The sequence below is a fragment of the Cupriavidus sp. HMR-1 genome (genome assembly GCF_000319775.1).
Lineage (GTDB): Bacteria > Pseudomonadota > Gammaproteobacteria > Burkholderiales > Burkholderiaceae > Cupriavidus > Cupriavidus metallidurans.
Genome location: NZ_ANKP01000216.1, coordinates 1 through 1386, shown reverse-complemented (window position 1 = coordinate 1386; position 1386 = coordinate 1). Strand labels below are relative to the sequence as shown.

Below are 1386 nucleotides of genomic sequence, written 5' to 3'. Positions count from 1 at the left end.
TTTGCGATGATTAGAGATGTCACCTGAGGCTGTCTCCCCGTAGGCTCCGAGGTTCGTCGGGCGCTTTGGGAGGCAGCCGTGCACGGACAGGGATTGGTGACCATGAGCATGCGCGAAGTTGACCGCATGAAGGTGATCCAGGCCGTGGCCGATGGGCATCTGGCGCGCTGGCGGGCGGCCGAGCGTCTGGGCATCAGTGCCCGGCATGTCAGGCGGCTGGTCTTGCGACTCCAGGAGGACGGGCCAAGCGGACTGGTCTCGCGCAAGCGCGGGCGCGCCAGCAACCGTCAATTGCCCCCTGGTCTGGAATCGCGTGTGCGCGGTCTGATCCGGGATAGCTACGCCGATTTCGGGCCGACCCTGGCGGCCGAGAAGCTGCGCGAGCGCCATGGCATCGAGATCTCGCCGGCCTGCGTGCGCCGGATCATGATCGACGCCGGTTTCTGGGTGCCCAGGAAGCTGCGCCCGCCGAAGGTGCACCAGCCACGCAACCGCCGGGCTTGCCTGGGCGAGCTGGTGCAGATCGACGGCAGCGACCACGCGTGGTTCGAGGACCGGGCGCCGGCCTGCACGCTGCTGGTCTACGTGGACGATGCGACGGGCCGGCTGATGCAGCTGCGGTTCGTGCCGACCGAATCGACGCTGGCGTACTTCACCGCGACGCGGGCCTACCTCGAGCGCCACGGCAAGCCGATGGCGTTCTATTCGGACAAGGCTGGCATCTTTCGGTCCAACCAGCGCCAGTCGCCCGAGGAACGCGGCTACACGCAGTTTGGCCGGGCGCTGTTCGAGCTGAACATCGACATCCTGTGCGCCAACACGAGCCAGGCCAAGGGTCGCGTGGAGCGGATGAATGGCACGTTGCAGGACCGTCTGGTCAAGGAGCTGCGCCTGCGTGGCATCTCCAGCATGGCGGCGGCCTTCATCGCGGACTTCAATGCGCGCTTTGGCAAGGTGCCGCGCAGCGACTTCGATGCGCACCGGGCGCTGCGCGGCGACGAGGACCTGGCACGGATCTTTACCTGGCGCGAATGGCGCAAGGTCTCGCAGAGCCTGACGCTGCAGTACGACAAGGTGCTGTACCTGATCGAGGATCGGCCGGAGCACCGCGGGCTGATTCACCGCTACATCGAGGTGGCCGAGTATCCGGACGGGCGGGTCGAGCTGTGGGCCGACGGCGCTTCCCTGCCCTACACGACGTATCACCGGCTCTCGGAGATCGACCAGGGCGCGATCGTCGAGAACAAGCGGCTGGGGCACGTGCTGGCGATTGCCGCGCGCGTGCAGGCGCTGCGCGACGACCGGCATCGCACGGGGCCGTCGCGCACGCTCTCGGGCGAGCCGCCGCGCCCGGCCACGGTGCCCTTGAACGTCAAGCGGCAGCGG

The 1386-nt window shown here is 67.9% G+C and carries 1 protein-coding gene; it reads left to right on the top strand.

Annotated elements, in window-relative coordinates:
• Positions 1–102: 102 nt before the first annotated feature.
• On the top strand, positions 103–1386 hold a 1284-nt coding region (locus D769_RS20460; protein ID WP_008649012.1), incomplete at its 3' end, for an ISNCY family transposase.